Origin of the sequence: Prevotella vespertina (genome assembly GCF_009728485.1) — a bacterium.
GTDB classification, from domain to species: domain Bacteria; phylum Bacteroidota; class Bacteroidia; order Bacteroidales; family Bacteroidaceae; genus Prevotella; species Prevotella vespertina.
Genome location: NZ_VVIQ01000003.1, coordinates 241,076 through 264,773 on the forward strand (window position 1 = coordinate 241,076; position 23,698 = coordinate 264,773).

Consider the following 23,698-nt stretch of genomic DNA (forward strand, 5'->3'; position numbering starts at 1 on the left):
ATGACAAAGAACATAGAGCCTATATACATTGACCGAAAGGCAAGAGGCAATCAGCTCACCGCAGAGGAATTTAATAAGATTCCAGAAAAAGTGAATGAGCTTGTCAAAGCACAGAATGCCGAAGAGGAGCGTACCAAAGGAATTATAGCAAAGAACCGTCCTACGCTCGGACAGCTTTCAAACGTGAATAGCGAAACAGACGAACTCACATCCGAGACATGCGTTCTCGTATGGAACGGTGACGAGTGGGTCCCTATGAAGCTGTCTGAACTTAATATTGGACAAGGAGGTGGAGGGCAGCAACAGACCATTCTCTATTACTTGAGAGCAGTCAATCAGTCGCCATCGACAACACTATCGGCTTCTAAGTCAGCAGGCGAGTGCGCTATTCGATTTATGTTCGTTTCACGCACTAAGGATGTTGGACAGGCGGATTATGTTGACTCTGGCGAATGGGGCACGTATGAGATATTCGCCAAAGCAGGTGATGGTACGTTCGTAAGTAAGGCTCGTGGTCGCTGTCAGTCTAATACGATTACCACTGTTGATGTGTTCAAGTTCTTAGAGAGCGGTCAGAATAACATCATGGTGAAGATTACAGGTGAGGTGACAGGGCAAACCTCTCCTGCCTTGGTATATTCAATCACGTTGTCTGCCCTCTTCCTCTCAATATCAGAGTTCAACTGGTGGAAGGCTTATCAAGGGGATATTGTGCTGCCATGCTACATCAGCGGTAATATCTCGAAGACGCTTCATGTGAAGATTACAGGTGAAGGCTACGAGCAGACGTATGAGCGTCAGTTCGGTACCGCAACTTACACATCTTCGCCTGTAGCTTATACCGTGCCATTCACGAATAAGACGGGTATCTTCCATCTCTCTGCTTGGCTATCGAATGAAGATAATACGGTCCAGACTACTCCAGTTGGTTACGACTTTATGGCGGTCGCTAATAACGAAGCAGTGAAGATGGTTGTCGTGAATAATAAGGCAGAGAAGCTGCTTAACTGGTATGAGAACAAAGTATTGGAATATGCTGTATATGACGGCAAGGCGGTAACAACACCGCTGTCAATCTTGATGAAGAAGGACAACGAGGTCCTTCAAGAGAATGTGTCTGAGAATACTTTGACACAAACAAAGATGCAATACACCCTTTCGCTTGAGGTTGAGACGATTGATAACTCCGATTTCACAGCGTTAATCGGTTTCCGTTCTCACCCAACAGACGAGGTGCGTTTGCGTGATGCTATTCCTTTCCCTGTTGATAACTCACAAGGTTACTCTGCAACAGCTGGAGCAGTATTCTATCTGAATGCAAAGAACAGAAATAACACCGACACCGACCGCAATGTCCTCCGCAATCTCATCAATACCGAGCATATCGGTGCTGAATGGCAGAATGTTGCCTTCTCTCGAGACGGTTGGGTGACGGACGATGAAGGCGCACGCACATTGCGACTACTCGCTGGTTCACGATTGACTATTGATTACAAACCCTTCGCAAAGGAAGCAGCACAGAGTGGTAAGACCATCGAAATTGATTACCAGATTAATAACACCTCTGATTACGATGCAGAGTGCATATCTATTGCTATGCCTTATCAGAAGGGTTATATCGGACTGAAGGTGAAGCCATCTTCTATTATGTTCGCAACTCGTAGTGAGCGTAATCCTGATGTTCAGGCAATGAGTACAGACGATGGTGTGCGCATTCGATTGGCTCTCGTAATTAGTCCGAAAAAGTACACGTATGTACTCAATGGAAACACGTATTATCTTAACCTCGTCTATCTCTACATTGACGGCATTGAAGCTCGTAAGTTTGCTTACCTCTTGACAGATTCTATGCAGATAGGTTTAGGTGGTGGTATCGTCATAGGTTCTGATAAGGCTGATGTCGATTTGTACTCTATTCGCATTTATGATAGTGCGATGGACGCTGCTAATGTGCATCAAGACTATATCAATGCCCTTGCAACCGTAGGAGAAAAGAGTGCCGAGAAAATAGATAATGACATCTATGATACGCTCGGTACCACAGTCGACTTTGATAAGGTGCGTGGCAAGGTGAACGTCTTTACTTTCGACAAGCCATTGCCGGCTTATGAATACGGCAAGTCATATCGTCCTAAGGGCACGCTTGAGATATATCCGAAAGACGGGAATACGAACCTTAACCGCTTGACGATTACTAACCTTCAATTGCAAGGTCAAGGTACATCTTCTATGCTTTACTACCTATGGAATTGGAAGGCAAAGGTAGCTAAGGACACAACTATCGTCTATGAGGACGGACAGACAGCACAGAAAAAGTTTGAACTCTTTAAGAACCTTCCTAAAATCTCTAAGCTGACAGCGAAGAAGAATATCGCTTCTTCTATGCAATACCACAAGTTAGGTTCTGTAAACTCATATACCGACCTATGGAAGGCGGTAGGATTGACTAACGAGGGTATCGAGCAGGATAGCGAAGCACGTGTCTCTATTTACCAAGAGACATTCGTGGGATTTGAGAAACAGACGGCAGAAGACGGTACTGTGACGTACAAGTTCGTCGGTTTGTTTACAGTAGGCCCAGATAAGGGGGATGCTGCAACCTTCGGATATGATAAGGACTTGTTTCCTGACCTTCTATCTATAGAGGGTTCTGACAACTCGCCACGCTTGACACTCTACCAAGTGCCTTGGGACAAAAGGCGCATCCGCTATAATGCGGAGGAAGAAGCCTATCAGTATCAAGTCTCTGAACTATCTTGGGAGAACTGCTGGGACTTGGATTACGCTGACTTACCTGCTGATGATAAGGCTACAGCCGACAATGAGACCCGTCAGCGAGCAGAGCAGCTCGTTGAGTCGTATATCACGGCTTATAACATCGTGTATCAGTGTAATACGTTCATTGAACCTTTCAATGGAACGCTTGATGAGTTAAACGCTGACCCACATTCAACCCATATTGAGTATTGGATTGCGAAGGAAGGCGACCCGAATCAATACAACCTATACTATTACGATAGCTTGTATAAGCGTTTCTGCCCTTCTACGCTTGATAGCGGTGTGTCGGTGGTTAATCTCCGTCAGCAGTTAGTCGGAGATAAGTACGGATTGACAGAGTCGGTGTTCAACTCGATTAGTGATGTCGCTAAACTCAATGAGTTATTCAAGGCAGCACGTATTCAAAAGTTCCGTGCCGAGCAGTCACAGTACTGGGACATCACAGACTTACTTTATCATCAGTTATACGTAGAAGCGGTGGCAGCGACCGATAACTGCGCAAAAAACATTTATCCTTATAATTTCAATGCAGAATAGATATGGCAAAAAGTAAATGGAAATTTCGTCAGGATGACTTGGATACTATCTTCACAGTCATTAATCAAGGATTGATGAAGAAACCCTACTCGGTGGAATATCACGATACATACGAGGACGGTACGCCTGTGTGGAATGGAGAAAAGTCCGTACTATGGAACTTGATGGAGCAGGCATACCCTGAGGAACGGGCGCAAATGATGCGTCGTATGCTTGCGAAGATGGAGGAGTTGGGCGGTCTTCAGAAGGGAACGCACCAGCAAAAACTCTTTGCGTTTTTTGAGAAGTACTATTTTTCTGTGATTGATAAATTCTCATCTATGCTTTACAATGAGGATGGAAAACTCTACGAGAAGATGAAACTTGCCATGCTGCAAGGAACATACACGAACGATACCGACCCTCTTGGTCAGTCGCTTGGTGATGGTCAATCTCCTGAGGTTGCGTGGGTAAAGAAGCGCATCCAATATCTTATGTCTAAGTATTCTTTTGGTGACTACGATGCAAAGACTGCTGAAGGTGCGATTACTGTTCGTACCTCCGCACAGGCAGACGCTACGACTAATTCTATTGTTCTTCGTCTGACACCTGCAATGAAACTGTACCCTACTATTGCGTACGGTACCACAATTATGCGTGGTGCTCGCACGGACGCTGGTAAGGCTTGTGAGATTATAGTCGATATTAACGGCACGTCCGACCAGCAGCTCTCTGTCAAGTCAGCTGACTACCTGCTCGATATTGGAGATTGGAGTTCGTATGTAATTAACGGTGCACTCTCTATTATCGGTAAGCGATTGAAGCGTCTGAAACTTGGTGATGAGAACGAGCAGAAGGTGAAGATACTTATCTCTTCGCTTACGCTCGGTAATACCACCTCCTTAGAGGAGATTGATGTACAGAACATCTCGACCCTTGGAGGTTCACTCGATATGCGTAGTAACTTCCGTCTGCGTAAGTTCCTCGCTGGTGGCTCATCACTCACCGAAGCACACTTTGCGGATGGTGCTGCTCTCGAGGAGGTTGACTATCCGGCTACTACCTCATACGTCGAATTAAAGAACCTCGATAAACTCACGAACGAGCACTGCAACACAGAAGGTTGCGCTCCTAACGTTATGAGTTACTTTGTAAGCGGTTGTGACAACCTTCAGCCAGTGAAGAAACTCATCGACATCATGGATGCACAAGTAGGACAAGTTCCTCACGCTCTGCGCTACGTGCGCTGTGTCGGCTTCAACGAGACCTTCACGGACGGACGAGCCTTTGACAAACTCTCCCAGCTTGTAGACGGTACATATCAGGGTATCGATGCAGAGGGTCAGTACGGCAATGACCCTTACCCTGTTCTCGACGGCACTATCAATCTCTCCACAGGTGCATACCGTGACACCTACGATGCGCTGATGACTCATTACCCAAAACTTAAATTGAACATCGCTAAGTGGTGGATTCGCTTCGAAGACCCTGAGGTGAAGCGTATTTGCGTTGAAAACTGGGATAAAGACGGTGACGGAGAGCTCTCTATGGAGGAAGCTGCTGCTGTTAGTTCCATCGGGACTATGTTCGCAAATAAAGAATTTACTTCACTAAGAGAGATTGGATTTTTCGGAGCAAGTGAATTATCAAAAGGAGCCTTCAAGAATGTTGTTGTCTCAGGAGTATTAATCTATCCGAGCAGTTGTAAAGCGGTGTCAGACGGTTGCTTTTTCAACGCTACCATTGATACGATAGATATACCTGCGTCTGTCACGTATTTAGCTAGCACGTGTTTTCATAGCAGTAAAACTAAGAATATAATTTTTCGCTCTAAAACTCCGCCTAAGTTATATGGCTATCAAGAATTTGGCGGGAAGATACGTATGGGAAAAGTCTATGTTCCTGATGAATCTATTGAACTATATCGTACAAAATGGGGAAATTGGATTCCATTTGCACCTCTCAGTGAGTATCAAGGATGATACTCGCTGAGTGGTAGAATGTTCCCCAAGTAACCTTGCATAGCCTGACTATTCCATTTAGTGCTTTGCTTGTATGTTTCGACTAAATGAGAAGCTACATAAAGAGTGTCTATTCTTGCGTAAAGAATGCCCCAATATCTTATTATGTCGATATAGTTACTGCCCTTGAGGACTAAGCTCTTTATTCTCGCACTGTTAAATGAACCCTCATCTATAGCTATTACAGAAGAGGGTATTATAACACACTCCCCTTGACTAAAACGAAACATAGATTTAGGAACAAAGGTTAATCCTTCTGGAAGAGATATTGTTCCAAATATAGAACTTTCGAAGGCTCCTTTTTCGCCAAAAGGTTTTACCTCTTTTCTCAAATCAGTGAAATATTGAAGCTCCGTAAACCCTTTTATGGTACGATTTGTGAACACAGTCCCGATGGGATTAAAACGGTATTTAAATGCTATTTTAATCCCATCGGGACTGTATTTATCGGCAAAGATTCTATCAAGAATTTAGACCTAAGTTTTCTACACCATTGGGAACGGATTAACTTTGCCCATGTCAGAGACTGTAAGCGTTTGAAGCGTGTAGTTTATCCAAGCTCTCTTAAGGAGGTAAGCGGTGGATTACTTACGAATTGTTATGATGTCGAAGAAATAGTTATATTAAGTAAGGATATACGATTTACTTTTGGAATGGTAATTAATGGTGCTCGTTCGTTGAAGCGAGTTATACTACATGCAGAAACTCCTCCTGAGAACACAGACCCTTCTGCATATTTCTTTTGGTATGTCAACAAAGATGCGGTGCTATATGTTCCAGACGAAAGTGTTTATCTTTATAAACAAGTTTCTTTTTATAGCAAGTTCGCTAAAGAAATACTCCCTATGAGTGAGCTTTACGAATGATACTTACTAAGCGGTTCATATTCTAACCATGGTGAGAGATTAGCAGAACGATAAGAATCTACACTTTTATCAGGAACATATATGTGTTTTATCTTCGCTCCAAAGAACTCCCAATATCCAAATATTCGAGGGGGCTGAGTTCCATGGAAAATCAGATTGTCGATACGTGCTTCGTGAAAGCAAGTACCCGAGAGAAAAGATACAGTAGAAGGTAGCTCTATCGTTCTTACTGTGGCATTATCAAAGGCTCCTGTCGCTACGTCCGTGCAACCTTCAGGTATAACAATAGACTCTTTTACTGTTGTATTTTTGAAGGCTTCCTTACTCAGCTCGACAGCTCCAAACATACCAAGTTCTTTCAGCGATTCAAACGACCCACCTCTAAACATAGTCCCGATGGAACCCTCACCTAAACGCTCTTCGTATCTCCTTATTAATCGTTGTGTCTTTCACAGCAGAATACACCTGAGTAGTCTTGATGCTCTGATGACCTAATATATGTTGTATAATAGGTAAGCTCACTCCTTTACTCAGCAACACTGTTGCACACGTATGTCTTGCGCAGTGAAAGGTAATGTGTCTGTGGATATTAAATCGTTTGAGCACACGCTTGAGAACCAGGTTGCACCGTGCGTTACAAGGCAACTGAAACAATTTACCAGTAGTGGTCTTGTTCTCTTGTACCATTGCAGTAGCCTTACCTCCAAACATCTTGGAGATAGGTATTCGCACCTCGTGGTCAGTCTTCTGCATACGCATCACCACCCACTTGTTCCGATAGATGTTCTTAATATGCTGCTTAGTTACTTGCACGATATCTGAGAATCGAAGACCAGAATAGACGCTGAATAAAAAACCTTTAATCACCTTTCTCTCCTCTTCAGTCAAGTCTTCTTTTACCTCCTTCTCCTCAATCCGCCTCAGTTCTCTCTCTGTCAGCGATTGCTTCTGTACATTCTCTGTTTTTATGTGATACTTGCGAAAAGGATAGACTGTCATCAGTTCCTCGTCGATAGCGAGATTAACGAATCGACGAAAAATCTTCATAAACTTAGCTATGGTGTTTATCGCATACCCTGCATTCTTTAGGAAGTTCTCAAAATCGTATATACATTTATAATCAATCTGAGTGAAGGTTATATTTTTCTTAAACCGCCTTAGCACTGCCAGCGCAGCCTTATGATTCGCAATCGTCCCAGCTGTGTATGTCTCTTTTTCAATCTCACCTTCCATCCATTCAAGAAAAGAGCTATCCTCCTTGTATGCAATCAGAGTAGGGTTATCGACCAATTTGTTGACGTCACCAATATGCTTGATGACGTATTTCCCATCAACTTGAATTTGTATTAGCGCATTATGCCCTTTAAGCTGTGCTGTTAAGTTTTGAATAAGCTCTTTGAGATTCATTTCTTTGAATTTTGAGGACAACCTGCCCAAAAATTCAGTACCTTTGTAGTCTATTAGCAGGCTGCAGGTGAAAAATAAAAAGCCCCCAGCCTGTTAATAGTCATCTCACCTACGTATTAACGAACGAGCGAACCCGTACGACTGGGGGCAAATACCCTTGTCGCAGGTTCGCTTTATTCGTTAAATGTAAGTGAGATATTGCAAAGGTAGTAAAATTTAGGATAATGAAGATAATAGAAGTATTGAAATTTAACCGTGAGCTAATAAAAAAGCTCAAAACGGCTGGTATACGCTTGGAAGATGAAGCGTATGTAGACTTATATACTGATTATATGGCATTGATTGAACATGGCGAGAAAGTATCATATATCGTAGCACATCTATCAGATAAGTATGCCGTAAGTGAACGCAAAGTGTATGATTTGATTAGACGCTTCCAAAGTGACTGCAAAACGCTTGCAGTATGACTTGCTCTCGCTTTTCTCTTGGCTCAATAAATATTGCGACCTTTGCCGTGCAAAATAAGTGAGACAATGAGAAAACAATATTTATCAGCACCGCTTCCATTTCAGGGACAGAAGCGGATGTTTGCTAAGGAGTATATTAAGGTACTCCAGCAGTTCCCTGACAATACAACCTTCGTAGACTTATTCGGTGGTAGTGGTCTTTTATCACACATCGCCAAGTGTCAAAAACCCAAAGCCACCGTGGTATATAATGACTTCGATGGCTATCAATACCGCTTGGAGCATATTCCACAGACCAACGAACTCCTTACAAGATTAAGAGGCGTTATTAGTGTGCCACGACATAAACCGATACAGGGAAAGGAACGTGAGCAAGTTCTAACACTGATACGTGAGCATGAATGTTTATACGGATACGTAGACTACATAACGTTGTCCTCTTCCTTACTTTTCTCAATGAAGTATGCAACAAGCTATGAGGATTTAGAGAAAGAGACCTTGTACAATAACATCAAGGCAACGAATTATCCTCTATGCAGAGACTACTTCGACGGACTAACCATCACGTCATGCGACTACAAAGAGGTCTTCAATAGCTACAAGGATACTCCTAACGTCGTCTTCCTTGTAGACCCTCCATATCTCAGCACAGACAGCTCGACATACAAGATGTATTGGAAGCTATCTGATTACCTCGATGTGCTTACTATCCTCGCTGGTCACCGCTTTATTTACTTCACATCGAACAAATCCTCCATCGTAGAACTTTGTGAATGGGTAGGCAAAAACAAACTGATCGGCAACCCCTTCCAGAATTGTCACCGCCGAGAGTTCAATGCCCACATGAATTATAACTCCTCCTACACAGACATCATGCTCTATACGAACGCCATTTAAACACCATTCAAACGATGAATAAATACCACGAAATATTAGATAAAATACTGCAAGATGGTCGTATGCAGCATAACAAAAAGGGAGAAATTAAATATCTTCTAAATGAACGGCTGACACTAACACCTTCGGACCTACTTGATATATTTGAGACGCATGGTATCGCACGCAAGAAACTACGTAATGAACTGCAACTCTTCATGCAGGGTGAACGCCAGGTAGAGAAGTATCGTGAAGTCGGTATTGCTTGGTGGGATTATTGCGGTTCAATTCTTGTCAATAGTTATCCTACATATTTAGAGAAGTTGCCTCCATTGATAGAGAAGATAAACCGTGAGAAGCGCAATAGTAAGAATTATGTATTATTCCTTGGAGAAACAAATGCAGAGAGCAATCAAGCTCCATGCCTAAGTCTTGTACAGTTCCAGATAGATGAAGGGGAACTCGTTGTATCTGCTTATCAACGCAGCTCTGATGCTAACTTAGGTCTTCCTGCAGACATCTATCATCTCTATTTGATATCTCGACAAATAGATCTCCCGTTGAGGTCTATAACACTTAATCTTGCCAATGTACATATATATCAAAGCAACATAGAACATACAAAGGAATTGCTTGCTGGAAACGATGATATTAGATTTGAACTCAATGTATAACGAAAAAGTCAGACTGGGAAATCCAAAGTCTGACTTTTTCTTCTGTGCGTGCATTCAATATTATCACATTTCGTTTTACACAGAAAATTCGCATTTCGTTTTATAACTGCATCACATTTCGTTTTGCGGGATTTAGGATATGTCATTAAAAGAATATGTCTCTCTGTCATTATGTCTAAAGAATATGTTAGAGTCATTATGTTTAAAGAATATGTTACTATCTCTTTCACGTTCCTTTGTTACTATGTCTTAAAGAATATGTCCCCTTTTCTGTCTAAAGCAATTAGTAGAAAGGGGCTCTTGTTCCTTTTATCTACTTAGAAGCCACCAGGACCACCCATTGGTGGGCGACCACCTCCCATTGAGCCACCACCAGGAGGAGGTGGTGGCATATTTGAATTAGGGCGTCCGAAGCCACGATCCTTGGGCTTTGGAGCATTCTTGCCACCAAATAGATTCAATCGATAAGTAGCACGGAACATGATGTAACTATTTATACTATTATATTCCGTGTCGGTTCTGTTTACAGCATTGATAGTGCGTGAGAGGTTACTTTGTTGATGTAAAATGTCATAGAACTGTAAGCTCAATGTCAAAACATTACCCGCTAACAAACTCTGAGAAAGCTGTGCATTCCACAACAACTCATTCGTGTTTAGTGCCGCATCATTATATCCTCGACGGCTATTCTGATGTAAATCAGTAGATAAACTCATGTTCCAAGGCAAGGAGAAGATAAGACTTCCACCATAAGAGAATTGCCATGTACTCAAGTTATTGAGGCTTTGGAGATTGTTCTTAGAGTGTGTGTAATCAACCGAACCATCCAATGCTAGTTCTAGCCAAGATGTGCGATAACTAGCTGATAAGCGTTCGCCAAGTGTCAAAGACTTAGTGATATTCTTCTCAACGGCACTTGTTGCATTCTGTTGTAAATAACTAGCGTAACGATTGAAACTGCCTCGTGTGAACGTATTAACATTCCATACACCTGCAGAATCAATACTTGTATTAAACATCACAGCAGCATTTGCATCCCAATTACCATTCACATTGACTGGTTGTACTGTACGAGCTCCCGTCGTTCCATCATACGTAACACTGTTTCCAATGGCGTTACGTGTAGTAGAGAAGTCCGCAAAAGTCATCACTGACTGCGCATGTTTTTGCCTAAAGGCATTGTAGAACAAGCGGAACTTATTAGTAAAGGCTGGCTTCAAATTAGGATTACCTTTCGATATATTCTGTGGATCAGTATTATCGACAATATCAAGTAACTGCGTCATAGATGGTTGCGAGACCGTGCCATTATAATTGATACGCAGGTTACTTTGCTCATTGAATTTATAGCGGAAATCGAACGTTGGACTCCAGTTCACCACTGATCGTTTATTATCAACATGTACACCTAGATAATCCTGCATATAGGTAGAATGTTGTGGTTGTAACTTCATTCCGACATTCATTTTCCACTTTGTATGTAACATTCGCAACATCACTTGCATATCGTGAGTATAGGTTCGATACTCTGAATAACGGCTTAAATTAGAATCTAAATAACTTGGCAAAGGATTCGTTAATAAACCTAGATAATTATCCCATGATCGATAAGCTGGCTTCAAACTACCGAATGTTCCAGATGGCAATGAGGAGAAATCATAAGTATCACGATCGCTCTTTGAGAAGCCATATTTGAATTGATAACTGAATTGTAAGTATGTCTTCCGTGCAAGTGGTTCACTATAAGTAGCCTGCAAAGCGTAATCCCAGCTCTTTGTTGGCATAAGGTTATAACGATAAGCACGATAGGTTTTATAATTCCCCAGCGCATCTCTCAACTGAAAGTATTGTAAGTCTTGTGTTGAGAAAGTCTTCGAATCTGCATCACTATAATCGCCATCCACACGCAGGGTAACGTTTCGTCCGTTCTGACTCAAGCGACGATTCACTTGGAGCATAGCACCCAAAGCATTGTTATCACCATAAGAAATGGTTGTATTATGCTGATTGTTCACCATTACACCTTGTGCTTCTAACTGTGCAATAGCTGTTGCCAACAATGAATCATCCACACTTTCGTATGGGTCGGTATTGTAAGCTGCCGACTTACTAACAACCTGTCCATCATTCTTTGATAGTCGGATATTAGGTCGGAACATGATATTCCACATAGAGTCAGGTTTCCACTCCAAACGGAAACGACCATCCCAAGAGTTCTCACGAGTATATTCCTGCGAGCGACGATTGGCGTATGAACCTTGTGACGCAACGAAGTTCTCTATTGATACACGGGTATTCAAGTCACCATCAGAATGATTCCAACGAACACTACCATCCCATTGTAAGGTTTTACCATTATCATAGTTCATATTCAAACCAACCATCTTTGTAGCATTCAATCCTTGACGTATGCCACCCCATCCGCCACGAGGACCACCACCAAAGCCCATATCGTTGACATTATTAGCAGACAAGAAGCCCATCATTCGGAACTTATCATTGAAATAAGCTGCCATTGCCTTCTCTGAATAACGATGCTTGGTTCCTATTCCAAGGTCAATGTTTGAGAAGAAGCCTTTGTTCATTCCAGCCTTAACACCAAAGTCCAGTACAGTCGATTCGTTGCCATCATCAATACCCGTCACACGACTCAAATCACTCTTCTGGTCGTATGCTTTAATCTTATCTATTATAGAGGTGGGGAGGTTCTTGAGTGCTGTTTTAGTATCACCAGTCATGAACTCCTTACCATTAATGAGTATTTTCTTGACCTCTTTACCATTAATCTTTATCGTACCATCGTCCGACACCTCGGCTCCTGGTAGCTTTTTTACTAAGGCTTCTATAGTCGACCCCTCTGCAACACGGAATGCCGACGCATTGTATTGAAAGGTATCAGCCTTCACAACTACCTTTGGTGCACTTGCAACAACCTTAACTTCTTTCAACGTGTGCGTATCCACTTGAAAATCGAGTTGCCCTATAGCAACATCTTGATCATTTGCAATCGTAACATTCTGAAAGATTGTTTTATAACCAACATAGGATGCCTTCAGAATAAACCTGCCATTCGTTGGAGCTGTCACTTTGAAATTACCACTTTCATCGGAGGTAGCTCCAACAACATAGGTGCTATCCATCTTCAACAACTGGACAACTGCAAAAGGAACTTTCTCCTTCACTTCTCCATCAAAAAGAGAACCTGTTATCGTTCTATTCTGTGCAAGTAGTGTGATGCTACTAAACGACAAGAATACAAACAAGAATAATCTTTTTACCATAAAACTATTTCATTAACTGATTTATATGATGGTTAAACATATAAGAAGTTTAACCTTAATCTTCACTTTTAACAGCTTATATAAGACATTTACAATTATTTTTTGTAACATTGCAGTTGATAGTTAATTTAACTAATAACAATTAAATGCGATACAACTAAACATAAAGGAGTATGAAACATAAAGTATTCATCACAGGTATATTAATTTCCTTTGTCTTATCTTCATGCAATAATACAACGAAGAAAGTGGATAACAACCCTACAAATGATAGTGCTGCTTCTATCGTCTTAGTTGATAAGAGTGCTCCCGAAAAAGTGGTAGCGCAACCTGACCGATTTGTTACTTACAAGAAGACGGAACGTTACCAACTAAATACTGATTGGGGAACTGACGAAGGACAGGATGACCCCACTTACAATGTAGGACACAAGAGTCTTAACCTGCAATGGCCAGTCTACCTCAATGGAGTTACACAATTACCTATCTTACAAGACCATCTAATGATTCTCATATTTGGTAAATCATGTCCTGATATACAATCAGCTATGGCAGAGTATTGGAGGCTGGGAATGATAGATGAGTGCGGTCCATACAATCCAGGAGAAGAGATTACATTAAAAAGAGTGAAGAGTCATAATCCTAATTTCGTCCAATTCATATTGAAACGTATGGTTAATTGGGGTGGAGGAACTGGTGATTATATAGAAACCTCTACTAAAGGTATCACCTATGACAAGCGTGTACAAAAGATACTTCGAAAGAAAGACATCCTTAAAAACCCACATAGTCTCCAGCTCGTACAAGTTCTAAATAAAGAAATAAAGAGGATTATGAAGGTTCAAAATGAGGAATACAACCTACTCTCCAAGATGCCTGATAAAATCATTGTTGGCGATAAGGGACTAACTTTCGTATGCCCTGATTGTATACAATTTACTTATCAAGGAGACGAAATAGAGGTGTTCGTACCTTACTTCCGAATAGCAAACTTCCTCACAAATGACTTCAAGCAATCTATCAATATGCAATAACTTGCACAGATAGGACAAGTTTTTATACGGATTGGAAGTAAAGAGATAGTTTATGAAACAGCGTGTCATCATATCAAGACATCTCAAGACAGAATTGGCAGAAGCCATTACTGAATGTGAACATGATAGAATCTTTGTTCTCGTAGATGAGACTACTAACAAACTCTGTTGGGCTCTTGTCAAGGATTATTTATGTCTGAAAGATGCCCAAACAATTGTTATTGGTGCAACTGACAGACGTAAGAATCTTGACACACTCGTCCATGTATGGGAATCATTACAGCAAGGGAAAGCCACACGCCATAGTCTACTCATCAACCTTGGAGGTGGTATGGTAACCGACTTAGGTGGTTTTGCTGCTTCAACCTACAAACGGGGAATTAACTTCATCAATATTCCAACAACCTTACTTGCCATGGTGGATGCAAGTGTTGGAGGTAAAACGGGTATCAACTTTGGTGGGTTAAAGAACGAGATAGGAGTCTTTAATGATGCTGAATTTGTATTGCTTGATACCAACTGGCTCCGAACACTTGATGAAGAAAATATTCGCAGCGGTTATGCCGAGATGCTCAAACATGGTTTGATAGCTGATGAAACGATGTGGGCAGAACTCATCAACTTCAATCTAGCACAACCTAATCTTCGTCAACTAGCCTCCATGCTGGATAAGAGTGTACACATTAAGGAACGTATCGTTGCTGAAGACCCACACGAAAAGGGTATTCGTAAAGCCTTAAACCTCGGTCACACCTTTGGACATGCGTTCGAGTCATGGGCAATGAAGCGCCAACCTGTCTTGCATGGATACGCTGTCGCCTTTGGACTGATTGCGGAACTATATCTTGCAACGACACGAACAGACTTCCCCACAGAGCGCATGCGCCAAATAGTAAACTTCATTCGATCGTATTATGGAAGTCTTCCTATCACCTGCAACGACTATCCTGAGCTTATAGAACTCATGCACCACGATAAAAAGAATCGTGGTAATGAAATCAATGTAACGCTCCTTGGTGGTATTGGAGATATCCGCATCAATCAAACCATCACAGAGAATGACATTAAGGAAGCACTCGACTTTTTCCGTGAAGGGTAGACTTATGTTCGTAAGTCCAGCTTATAAAAGGTATTTTTAACCATCTTAGTAATACAAAACCAGCTCATTTATAGTACATACAACCGCTAATTAAGTGTGAAATTCATTTGCTGTCAGTTTTAACATTTACACTATATCATTGATTACTAATGCCTTATATACTATGAAAAGATGACAGGAATGACAGCAAAAATGATTCCCTTCAATTTTACCAATAGTACGATATCATCTTTACCACAATGCTATACGCCCTATTCCTTGCGCTTCAAAAGATGCACTAATCCCCATTGCTTTAAAGGCGCGAGCGATAGTAGTGAATGTAAGATTACGTCCTCCTTCAATACGTGATACTTGCGCTTTCTTAACACCCATAAGTTCTCCTAACTGCTCTTGTGTTAAATGCCGTGACTGGCGAGCTTTCTTTATGGCTTCTCCCATAAGGAACGAGTTCATGTCAGACTCGTATTCATCACGCAAAACAGTCCCTTGCTTGCCCAAAACGGTGTCAAGCATATCCTCATGTGTATATAACTTCTCCTGTCCCATTATTTTCTTCGCTTATTATTAAAATATTCTTTTCGCTTTTCCTCAGCCTTCTTTATTTCTTTTAAGTAATGATTAAAAAATAACTTGGTACATTTTCGGAGCCGAGGCATCGGTCTTGAGCAGTGTATTCAATTGATGAAAAACTCCAGAAATGGAACTATATGGTTTCATGGAGAGAGAGAAAAAAATACCAAGTTATTTTTTTATCATTACTAAAGGCGTCTTTTGCGTTTTCTTTGTAATGCCATGCGTAGCAACAACCAATGTCTCTGCATCTGTATCCCAAAAAGCAAACAGGCGATAAGCCATCCCATCATATAGAGTTCGGAACTCCCATATATCTGTATTACCCAGTTTTTTAAACAAACTATTGTCGAGTACGAACATACTCTTACCTATATTGTATACCACTTTGACCCTTGCTTTCTGTGGTAAGAGGGTTAAGAAGTCTATTGCATCCTGCATATAGGCTATCTTAAATCTTGCTTCTCGTTCCATGTTATTGATTGTCTGCTACAAAGATAAGCATTAGTTTCCATATATGTAACCTTTCTCTTTCTTTTTTTGACCATAATTTATACTAAAGGCTTTAAACAAGTTCCTCCATAAAAGATAATACCAAGCCCCTCCCCCACTAATTCCTCACATCTAAAATACTATAAACAAGAATACTACTATCTGATTATTTACAATCAAGTGGAAGTTCCACTTGATTGTAAACATGTTCCCTTCTGTCGCCGAATATCATTTTTTCTTTGTATCTTTGCAGCCCAAGTACAACAGCTAAAAGGCAAACATGTTCCCTTTTGTCGCCGTTGTCTCATACACAAAGACATTATGAAAGAGAAGAAGATAATTAACGGGCTTAATGATCAAGAGGTGTTAGCAAGTAGGCAGAAGTACGGTGAAAACCTCCTCACACCACCTGCGAAAGAGCCTATGTGGAAGCGTTTTATAACGAAATTTGAGGATCCTCTGATTATCATTCTACTTGTTGCTGGCATTCTCTCTATCGCTATCTCTTTCTATGAATACTATGGTTTGCATGAAGGAACAGAGGTGTTTTTCGAGCCAGTAGGCATTTTTATCGCCATACTATTGGCTACTGGCATGGCATTCTTCTTCGAGGAGAAAGCGAACAAGGCCTTTTCTGTTCTCAACCAAGTCAATGACGAAGAACCTGTGGAGGTCATTCGAAATGGCAACACCACCCAAATAACAAAGCGAGAGGTTGTGGTTGGCGATGTGGTCAGGCTCAACACGGGCTCTGAAGTGCCTGCTGATGGAGTGTTACTACAAGCTATCTCTCTCAACATAGACGAGTCTTCTCTCACAGGAGAGCCTATCTGCCATAAGAGTACACATGAAGCTGATTTCGATAAAGACGCAACATTCCCAACAAACTATGTCCTTCGTGGAACAAAGGTGATGGAAGGTCATGGTTTATTCCGCGTTGAAAAGATTGGAGATAATACCGAAAATGGTAAGGTTTTCGTAGCTTCTCAGATTGATAACAGCGTTAAGACACCTCTTACCGAGCAATTAGAACGATTGGGCAAACTTATTACTTGGGCTAGCTACACCATTGCCGCCCTCATTCTCATTGCCCGCATTATCATGTTCTTCTCGAACTTCTCCTTCGATTGGGTACACTTCCTGCAATATCTCCTAGACTCAATAATGATTTGCGTGACGCTTATCGTCGTTGCTGTTCCCGAAGGATTACCTATGGCGGTAACGCTTTCTTTGGCTTATTCAATGCGTCGTATGCTAAAAACAAATAATCTTGTGCGCAAGATGCACGCTTGCGAAACAATGGGAGCAACGACTGTCATTTGTACAGATAAGACTGGAACGCTAACGCAGAATCAAATGCGTGTGAGTGAAATGGCTATTGACAGGGAGACTGAAGAGCACAGGGCGTTAGCAAGAGAGGCTATTGCTGTGAACTCAACAGCGTCTCTCGATTTCACTGATACTCATCACCCAACCGCCTTAGGCAACCCAACAGAAGGTGCACTCCTACTTTGGTTAAATGATCAGGGCTATGATTACCGTCAGTTGCGCACAGAGGCTGAGGTTATAGACGAACTTCCTTTCTCAACAGAACGCAAGTGCATGGGAACCTTGGTGCGCTCTGCTCAACTTCCGGGGAAGACCATCTTATATATAAAAGGTGCAACTGACATCATCCGTAACTATTGTTCTTCTATCATGGGGAATCGTTCGTGGGATGAAATTAGCAACCAGTTGTTAACCTGGCAGAACCAAGCTATGCGCACATTAGGCTTTGCTTGTATGCTCATCGACGATGACAACTTACACGAGGGGGTAATCCCAACCCTCCTCGACACCATCAAACAAACAGGGAAAGGATTAACTTTCCAAGGTATCGTAGCCATCTCCGACCCTGTTCGTAAGGAGGTTCCTGCTGCCGTTCGGGAATGTCTTGATGCTGGTATAGATGTTAAGATTGTCACAGGCGATACCCCGGGAACAGCAAAAGAGATAGGTCGACAGGTGGGACTATGGACTAGGAAGGATTGTGATAACTGTGTGATAACAGGTCCGGAGTTTGAAGCTCTAAGTGACGAAGAACTTTCTAAACGCGTAAACAACCTAAAGATCATAGCCCGCGCACGCCCAATGGATAAGAAGCGATTGGTTGAAGCCTTGCAAGCTCAGCATCAAGTCGTAGCAGTTACGGGCGATGGAACAAACGATGCACCAGCTCTCAAAGCTGCACACGTGGGTTTATCAATGGGCGATGGGACGAATGTTGCGAAAGAAGCATCCGATATCACCATCATTGATAACTCCTTCCGTTCTATCGGTCGTGCGGTAATGTGGGGGCGATCACTCTATCAGAACATCCAGAGATTCATCCTTTTTCAGATGACAGTAAACGTTGCTGCCTGTCTTATCGTTCTAGCAGGTGCATTGATGGGGACGCAGAGTCCACTGACAGTAACTCAAATGTTATGGGTCAACCTCATTATGGATACCTTCGCAGCAATGGCTCTCGCCTCCCTTCCACCATCGGAATCTGTCATGCATGATAAGCCTCGCAACCGCAAGTCTTTCATTATTAATCCAGCAATGACAAGACTCATTATCGGTGTTGGTTGTTTGTTCTTTGTAATCCTACTCACATTGCTTTATATGCTGGAACATGCTCCTATTCATTCGATGACCGACTTCCTTACATGGAAGAATATGGGAAATCAAGGACTAACTGACCATGAGTTGAGCATCTTCTTCACACTCTTTGTGATGATACAGTTCTGGAATATGTTTAATGCGCGAGCCTTTGCAACAGGACGTAGTGCCTTCCACTTGAAAGGTTGTAAGGGTTTTGGGGGTATAGCCTTGTTGATATTTGTGGGGCAGATTATCATTGTGCAGTGTGGTGGAAGGATGTTCAACGTCACTCCCCTTAGCCTTTCTGATTGGTTGATCATCGTCACTTCAACCTCTGCCGTTCTATGGATCGGAGAGTTATTCCGCCTCTTCAACAAACGAAACAAGCAATAGTCACAAATCAAAGAGAATATCAACTAATAAACAGAAGAGCCTTTCTTTCACGCAAAGAGAGGCTCTTCTTGCTATGAGGAAAGGCTTTCTTCACAATGAAAAGGGCGTCTCTTTGATTGGGGAAAAGACTCTCTTACAAGAGAAAGAACATCTCATAATTATGAAAAAAACATCCTGCAACTTGATTTTCATTATATTTTCACTATCTTTGCAAAATACTATTTATCGATAAACACATGGTCAGAAAAAGAAAAAACAAGCTAAGAGACGTATGGGAGTTCTTAGTGATTGCTTTTGCAATGTTGCTTGGTAGTTTTGGATGGTGCGCCTTCCTCTTACCTCACAAGATTACAATTGGTGGCATTGCGGGTATTGCCTCTGTTATCCAATGGGGTTTGGACATTCCCGTTCAATATACCTACTTGGCAATTAATGGTATCTTACTCTTTATTGCTTTGAGGATTCTTGGATGGAAGTTCTGCATTAGAACTATCTTTGCAGTGGTCACCTTTGCCATCTTTACATCGTTCTTTAGACAGGTGTTCGCAGGTCATGCACTCTTTGCCGACCAACCTTTCCTTGCCTGTGTAGTAGGAGGTGTACTATTAGGAGCTGGTGTTGCCATCGCATTACAGTACAATGCAAGCTCTGGCGGATCGGATGTTGTGGCTGCAATGATACATAAGTACCGTGACATCTCACTAGGTCGTGTCATCTTGGCATGCGACCTTTGCATCATTAGCTCAAGTTATCTCGTATTGAATAATTGGGAGAAAGTGATCTATGGATATATCGTTCTCTTTGTCATGACATACGTTGTTGATTACTTGATCAACGGTATGCGAGGTTCCGTTCAGTTCTTTGTTATATCAGAGCACTGGGCAGAGATAGGAACAGCAGTCAATAACGATGTACCTCGTGGATGTACCATCATCAATGCACAAGGGTTCTATACAGGTAAGGAATTGAAGATGCTCTTCATCATAGCAAGGCGTTCGGAAGCACGTGCCATCTACCAACTCATTGATGAAATAGACCCTAACGCATTCGTTTCACAAGGGGCTGTTAATGGTGTGTATGGCGTTGGCTTTGATCGTATGAAGGTATCACATCGCAAGAAGATAACCGAAGAACAGGTACAAGCCTGACGGTATTTTAGATAGGAAAGGATTATAGAATGGATATTCAGGAGATAAAAGATAAACGCATCGCAGTGCTTCTCTCTGGCGGTGTAGATAGCTCGGTCGTCGTATATGAGTTTGCTCGACTGGGCTTACACCCCGATTGTTTCTATATTAAGATAGGACCAGAAGAGAAGGAGGAATGGGATTGTAACTCTGAAGAAGACTTGGAGATGGCTACTTCCGTGGCGCATCGTTATGGCTGCAAGTTGCAGGTCATCGATTGTCATAAGGAGTATTGGGATCAGGTAACGAGCTATACTATGGAAAAGGTAAAGGCTGGTTTCACTCCAAACCCTGATGTGATGTGCAACAGACTCATAAAGTTTGGTGCCTTCGATGCGAAGATGGGGCATGATTATGACCTAATAGCAACGGGGCACTATGCGCAGACTGAATGGATTGATGGGCGTAAATGGCTTACAACAAGTCCTGACCCTGTAAAAGACCAGACCGACTTCTTAGCACAAATATACGATTGGCAACTAAAGAAAGCGATATTCCCTATAGGGCATTATGCGAAGAATGAGGTGAGAGAAATTGCCGAACAGGAACACTTAATCAATGCTCGTAGGAAGGACTCACAGGGTATCTGCTTCCTTGGTAACATTGATTACAATGAGTATGTACGTCGTTATCTGGGGGAACAGATGGGGGACATCATCGAATTAGGGACCGGTAAGAAGATTGGTGAGCACCGTGGACTATGGTTCCACACCATCGGACAACGCAAAGGATTGGGTCTTGGAGGTGGTCCTTGGTTCGTTGTTAAGAAGGATGTGGCGCAGAATATTCTCTATGTAAGCCATGGTTATGATCCAGCAACAGCTTATAAGAAGGACTTCCCACTGCATGATTTCCACTTCTTAACCGAAGGTATCACAGAACTACCTGCTAAGGTGACTTTCAAGATACGCCATACACCGGAGTATCACACGGCTACCGTAGAGCAACTAAGCGATGGGAAGTGCCTCATCCATTCTACAGAGAGTATTCATGGAGTTGCCCCCGGACAGTTCTGTGTCATATATGATGAGCAGCACTACCGCTGCTTTGGCTCTGGAGAGATTACTCTCTAAGGCGCATTTTAATCGTGTCACACAATTATTTATAACTTCTTAAAGCGACATTCAAAAGCAATGTCTCTTTAAGAAGTCTTCGTATTGATTGCTATACCCATTAAACACGTTGATATCAACATCACCATGAATACCACGCACCTTTCCATCAGGACTAAGCTGCCAGTAAGCTAGTTTGAAGTTAGGTTTATACTCTCCATAACGCGCAATCCACACGAGATAGTTATCACCAAGGTCGGGGGCTAAGGGCATATAACGATTGGCAAACGACTGACTGATATAGAGTATAGGGCGATGACTCGTATGTTTAAATACCATAGACATCCATATCCTCACTTGTTTGAACAGCACTTCAGCACCTCCCATAGCATGGATTTGTGCATCAGTAGGCTCTACGTCGAGCACAGGTGGTAGGTCGCCTTTTCTGAATCGAGCTTTCTTTAAGAAGAAGTTAGCCTGCATATAGCCCGAAGACAAGGTTGAGAAGAAGTGGTAAGAGCCCACTCTAATTCCGTGCTGACGGGCTGCCAAGTAATCAGAATAATAATAGTTGTTGAGCAAGGTGCGCCCTTCTGTAGCCTTAACATAGGCGAATGAGACAGGATAGTCAACTATCCCTTCCACCTTCTTACTACTTAATGTACCGAGATGAGTGATTCTTAACTTGCTCCAAGCTATGCTGTAACGCTGCTCCCCCTTCTCATGTTGATGTTTAGAAAGGTCTATACCATAGATACGATCAGCGTTGTAAGTGAGACGCTCGCCCTTAAATACGTTGTTCTTCCACTCCCCCACCTTCAGAAAGTCATGTGGCGCAACATTGATACCAAAGCCATTTCGCTTGCCATCCTGCCAATGCCCATCATAAAAACTACCATCATTACCATAATACTGACCATACCCCTCAGCCTTTCCTCCTCGTTGCTCGCCAACGTAATAACCCGCAGAATCAATCAAAGCTCCTGCTGGAAAGCCAAGAACAGGATGCGAATAAGCCTTGAAGTTACGCAAACTCTCTTGCATTCCTCGCTCTCTGCCGAAGCGTGAAGAGATCATCCAAGGAGTCATACAATCAGATGTCTGCAAGCAAAGAGCCCATCGGTTTGATTCATCATTCAAGCGATTACAAACCATTATCTCGCCTGGCTTATACCATACACGCGCTGTGTATTGATTCACTTGACGGATTCGAAGACGTGCAGTAGGTTTTATATCTTGCAAAACGTGTATAATCCTTTGCAATGAATCTATCTGATGAACCACCGCTGTATGATAATCGGCAATCTTGTTATAACCATAGTCTTGCACACTATGAACACGCAAATAATAGGCAGTTTCATTGCGCTTGGACTGTAAACCCACTAACTTTATATCCATCTTCATCAATGCGTACATCAATACCTGACGCAACTTCTGATCCTTCAGATTGATAATTGTGGAAGGATAATGGCGCCTTATCACAGCTATACGCCCAAAGCTAGAAGGCAAAATGGGTAGTTTATTCACCCAATAGCCCTCTGTTACGGACATACGTGAGTGTATGGAGTCACCTGGCAGACTACCCTCTACAAAGGTGGAGTCGGTATAATTGGAGAAATAAGCTGCAGGTTTACCATCAACGTCCAACTGATAATAAGACTTTTCAGTCACATCTACGGCACATCTTTGTATATGTCTTCTTGTCAACGAGAGGTTACGCCTGGCAATAGATGACAATAGGGAAGCTACGAGAATAAGGCTTACACCCTTGTAAAAATTCCTGTTAAAGAACGAACGAAACATCTAAATAACCTTTAAAAACGTTGCAAAGTTACTAATAAATACCTAACTTTGCCCCGCAAAAGATGAGAAAATCGGTAAATATAACACTTTCCCTCCTACTATCACTGATGATTGTTTGGATTGGTTCTGGTGTGCTGACAATGGTTTGTGAGCATACTGGTAATGTGTCTATAGCCGATAACATGAGGGATGGACATTGCAAGAAAGAGGCTAATAAGCACTGCATGAAACTGCAAGTAAAGAGCTTGTCTGCCACAAATACTGCACAATCTTCTATACAGAAGGTGCATCCTATCCAAATATCTCTACTCCCGCAACTAGTTACAAGTTGCTCGTTATTGCCTTTGCCCACATTGACAAAGGCTCCAGAGAAAGTGCTGTCATTGCTTTGGCATAGTCCGCCTAGGCAATATCTACGCTTTCTTACCACACTTCTTATTTGATATAAAGTCTCTCTGAATCCCTTTCAAGAAGGGACGCAATCGGCGTATCAGAGCTTTAACGAGGCACTATTAGGAACCAAGAGGATGTCTTGATGGGCTTATCCATCATGCGTC

Annotated in this window: 18 protein-coding genes; 12 read left to right on the forward strand and 6 right to left on the reverse strand. The window is 42.2% G+C overall.

Annotated elements, in window-relative coordinates; all coding sequences use genetic code 11:
* From F0475_RS04365 to F0475_RS04375, 3 genes are all read left to right on the forward strand, one after another.
* Positions 1-3,315, forward strand: a complete 3,315-nt coding sequence (locus F0475_RS04365) for a hypothetical protein (protein WP_155715635.1) — start codon at positions 1-3, stop codon at positions 3,313-3,315.
* A gap of 2 nt (positions 3,316-3,317) precedes the next feature.
* Positions 3,318-5,276, forward strand: coding sequence for a leucine-rich repeat protein (locus tag F0475_RS04370; protein WP_155715637.1), 1,959 nt, complete (start codon positions 3,318-3,320; stop codon positions 5,274-5,276).
* A 575-nt stretch (positions 5,277-5,851) separates the two neighbouring features.
* Complete coding sequence (locus F0475_RS04375) at positions 5,852-6,181, forward strand: hypothetical protein (RefSeq protein ID WP_155715639.1); 330 nt, start codon at positions 5,852-5,854, stop codon at positions 6,179-6,181.
* Here the strand turns inward: F0475_RS04375 and F0475_RS04380 are convergent.
* Together F0475_RS04380 and F0475_RS04385 are read right to left on the reverse strand one after the other, a co-directional pair.
* Positions 6,172-6,570 carry a leucine-rich repeat protein gene (locus tag F0475_RS04380; RefSeq protein WP_155715641.1) on the reverse strand — a complete coding sequence of 133 codons (399 nt, stop codon included), beginning with the start codon at positions 6,568-6,570 and terminating at the stop codon, positions 6,172-6,174. The two genes, F0475_RS04375 and F0475_RS04380, sit on opposite strands and share 10 nt — an antisense overlap.
* 16 nt (positions 6,571-6,586) lie before the next feature.
* Positions 6,587-7,588, reverse strand: a complete 1,002-nt coding sequence (locus F0475_RS04385) for a tyrosine-type recombinase/integrase (RefSeq protein WP_155715643.1) — start codon at positions 7,586-7,588, stop codon at positions 6,587-6,589.
* A gap of 224 nt (positions 7,589-7,812) precedes the next feature.
* Between F0475_RS04385 and F0475_RS04390 the strand changes: the two genes are divergently transcribed.
* The 3 genes from F0475_RS04390 (at position 7,813) to F0475_RS04400 (ending at position 9,605) form a co-directional block, all read left to right on the forward strand.
* On the forward strand, positions 7,813-8,055 hold the full coding sequence (locus F0475_RS04390) for a hypothetical protein (protein ID WP_155715644.1): 243 nt from the start codon (positions 7,813-7,815) through the stop codon (positions 8,053-8,055).
* A gap of 66 nt (positions 8,056-8,121) precedes the next feature.
* Positions 8,122-8,952, forward strand: a complete 831-nt coding sequence (locus F0475_RS04395; RefSeq protein ID WP_155715645.1) for a DNA adenine methylase — start codon at positions 8,122-8,124, stop codon at positions 8,950-8,952.
* 14 nt (positions 8,953-8,966) lie between these two features.
* Positions 8,967-9,605, forward strand: a complete 639-nt coding sequence (locus F0475_RS04400) for a thymidylate synthase (RefSeq protein WP_155715646.1) — start codon at positions 8,967-8,969, stop codon at positions 9,603-9,605.
* Between the two features lie 317 nt (positions 9,606-9,922).
* Here F0475_RS04400 and F0475_RS04405 read toward each other — a convergent pair whose 3' ends face one another.
* Positions 9,923-12,886 carry a TonB-dependent receptor gene (locus F0475_RS04405; RefSeq protein WP_155715647.1) on the reverse strand — a complete coding sequence of 988 codons (2,964 nt, stop codon included), beginning with the start codon at positions 12,884-12,886 and terminating at the stop codon, positions 9,923-9,925.
* Positions 12,887-13,059: 173 nt separating this feature from the next.
* On the opposite strand from F0475_RS04405, the gene F0475_RS04410 reads away from it, so the two are divergent.
* Both F0475_RS04410 and aroB read left to right on the forward strand, forming a co-directional pair.
* Positions 13,060-13,920 carry a hypothetical protein gene (locus tag F0475_RS04410; RefSeq protein WP_155715648.1) on the forward strand — a complete coding sequence of 287 codons (861 nt, stop codon included), beginning with the start codon at positions 13,060-13,062 and terminating at the stop codon, positions 13,918-13,920.
* Between the two features lie 52 nt (positions 13,921-13,972).
* Complete coding sequence (aroB, locus tag F0475_RS04415; protein ID WP_155715649.1) at positions 13,973-15,019, forward strand: 3-dehydroquinate synthase; 1,047 nt, start codon at positions 13,973-13,975, stop codon at positions 15,017-15,019.
* 231 nt (positions 15,020-15,250) lie between these two features.
* Here the strand turns inward: aroB and F0475_RS04420 are convergent, their stop codons facing one another.
* Entirely contained in the window at positions 15,251-15,565 is a 315-nt protein-coding gene (locus F0475_RS04420; RefSeq protein ID WP_155715650.1) for a helix-turn-helix domain-containing protein, read from the reverse strand.
* 195 nt (positions 15,566-15,760) lie between these two features.
* On the reverse strand, positions 15,761-16,063 hold the full coding sequence (locus F0475_RS04425; RefSeq protein WP_155715651.1) for a type II toxin-antitoxin system RelE/ParE family toxin: 303 nt from the start codon (positions 16,061-16,063) through the stop codon (positions 15,761-15,763).
* A 339-nt stretch (positions 16,064-16,402) separates the two neighbouring features.
* Here F0475_RS04425 and F0475_RS04430 point away from each other — a divergent pair, with 339 nt between their 5' ends.
* The 3 genes from F0475_RS04430 to mnmA all read left to right on the forward strand — a co-directional run bounded on the left by F0475_RS04430 (position 16,403) and on the right by mnmA (position 21,359).
* Positions 16,403-19,099, forward strand: coding sequence for a calcium-translocating P-type ATPase, PMCA-type (locus F0475_RS04430; protein WP_155715652.1), 2,697 nt, complete (start codon positions 16,403-16,405; stop codon positions 19,097-19,099).
* A 236-nt stretch (positions 19,100-19,335) separates the two neighbouring features.
* Complete coding sequence (locus tag F0475_RS04435; RefSeq protein ID WP_155715653.1) at positions 19,336-20,247, forward strand: YitT family protein; 912 nt, start codon at positions 19,336-19,338, stop codon at positions 20,245-20,247.
* A 29-nt stretch (positions 20,248-20,276) separates the two neighbouring features.
* Complete coding sequence (gene mnmA, locus F0475_RS04440; RefSeq protein ID WP_155715654.1) at positions 20,277-21,359, forward strand: tRNA 2-thiouridine(34) synthase MnmA; 1,083 nt, start codon at positions 20,277-20,279, stop codon at positions 21,357-21,359.
* A 51-nt stretch (positions 21,360-21,410) separates the two neighbouring features.
* Here the strand turns inward: mnmA and F0475_RS04445 are convergent, their stop codons facing one another.
* Positions 21,411-23,141, reverse strand: coding sequence for a GH25 family lysozyme (locus tag F0475_RS04445; RefSeq protein ID WP_155715655.1), 1,731 nt, complete (start codon positions 23,139-23,141; stop codon positions 21,411-21,413).
* A 62-nt stretch (positions 23,142-23,203) separates the two neighbouring features.
* On the opposite strand from F0475_RS04445, the gene F0475_RS04450 reads away from it, so the two are divergent.
* Positions 23,204-23,584, forward strand: a complete 381-nt coding sequence (locus tag F0475_RS04450; RefSeq protein WP_234422957.1) for a hypothetical protein — start codon at positions 23,204-23,206, stop codon at positions 23,582-23,584.
* Positions 23,585-23,698 lie beyond the last annotated feature (114 nt).

Bases quoted from the DNA above. Each gene is read 5' to 3' on its own strand.
- F0475_RS04365 (WP_155715635.1), top strand. From the start codon at position 1: ATGACAAAGAACATAGAGCCTATATACATTGACCGAAAGGCAAGAGGC.
- F0475_RS04370 (WP_155715637.1), top strand. From the start codon at position 3,318: ATGGCAAAAAGTAAATGGAAATTTCGTCAGGATGACTTGGATACTATC.
- F0475_RS04380 (WP_155715641.1), bottom strand. From the start codon at position 6,570: ATGTTTAGAGGTGGGTCGTTTGAATCGCTGAAAGAACTTGGTATGTTT.
- F0475_RS04385 (WP_155715643.1), bottom strand. From the start codon at position 7,588: ATGAATCTCAAAGAGCTTATTCAAAACTTAACAGCACAGCTTAAAGGG.
- F0475_RS04390 (WP_155715644.1), top strand. From the start codon at position 7,813: ATGAAGATAATAGAAGTATTGAAATTTAACCGTGAGCTAATAAAAAAG.
- F0475_RS04395 (WP_155715645.1), top strand. From the start codon at position 8,122: ATGAGAAAACAATATTTATCAGCACCGCTTCCATTTCAGGGACAGAAG.
- F0475_RS04400 (WP_155715646.1), top strand. From the start codon at position 8,967: ATGAATAAATACCACGAAATATTAGATAAAATACTGCAAGATGGTCGT.
- F0475_RS04405 (WP_155715647.1), bottom strand. From the start codon at position 12,886: ATGGTAAAAAGATTATTCTTGTTTGTATTCTTGTCGTTTAGTAGCATC.
- F0475_RS04410 (WP_155715648.1), top strand. From the start codon at position 13,060: ATGAAACATAAAGTATTCATCACAGGTATATTAATTTCCTTTGTCTTA.
- aroB (WP_155715649.1), top strand. From the start codon at position 13,973: ATGAAACAGCGTGTCATCATATCAAGACATCTCAAGACAGAATTGGCA.
- F0475_RS04420 (WP_155715650.1), bottom strand. From the start codon at position 15,565: ATGGGACAGGAGAAGTTATATACACATGAGGATATGCTTGACACCGTT.
- F0475_RS04425 (WP_155715651.1), bottom strand. From the start codon at position 16,063: ATGGAACGAGAAGCAAGATTTAAGATAGCCTATATGCAGGATGCAATA.
- F0475_RS04430 (WP_155715652.1), top strand. From the start codon at position 16,403: ATGAAAGAGAAGAAGATAATTAACGGGCTTAATGATCAAGAGGTGTTA.
- F0475_RS04435 (WP_155715653.1), top strand. From the start codon at position 19,336: ATGGTCAGAAAAAGAAAAAACAAGCTAAGAGACGTATGGGAGTTCTTA.
- mnmA (WP_155715654.1), top strand. From the start codon at position 20,277: ATGGATATTCAGGAGATAAAAGATAAACGCATCGCAGTGCTTCTCTCT.
- F0475_RS04445 (WP_155715655.1), bottom strand. From the start codon at position 23,141: ATGTTTCGTTCGTTCTTTAACAGGAATTTTTACAAGGGTGTAAGCCTT.
- F0475_RS04450 (WP_234422957.1), top strand. From the start codon at position 23,204: ATGAGAAAATCGGTAAATATAACACTTTCCCTCCTACTATCACTGATG.